Origin of the sequence: Pelomicrobium sp. G1, assembly GCF_051905455.1 — a bacterium.
Taxonomy (GTDB): domain Bacteria; phylum Pseudomonadota; class Gammaproteobacteria; order Burkholderiales; family UBA6910; genus Pelomicrobium.
Window position 1 is genome coordinate 1 of the sequence record NZ_JBQACR010000631.1, and the last position, 234, is coordinate 234.

The following is a 234-nucleotide window of genomic DNA, read 5'->3' on the forward strand; positions in this document are numbered from 1 at the left end:
CGATGCCCAGGTCCAGGGGCTGGTAGAGGCCCGCGCCTCCATGCTCCACCAGCACGTCCCGGCCGGCGACCCCCAGGTCCGCGGCCCCGTGCTCCACGTAGGTCGGCACGTCGGCCGCCCGCACGATCACCAGCCGCAGGTCCTCCCGGGAGGTGGCCAGGATCAGCCGGCGGGACCGGGCGGGGTCGTCCCGGGGAACGATGCCCGCCGCGGCGAGCAGCGGCAGGGCTTCCT

Annotated in this window: 1 pseudogene; it reads right to left on the bottom strand. The window is 76.5% G+C overall.

From position 1 onward, the window contains the following. Window positions 1-234, bottom strand: a pseudogene (gene hisG, locus ACTFO6_RS19910) (ATP phosphoribosyltransferase); the annotation flags it as partial.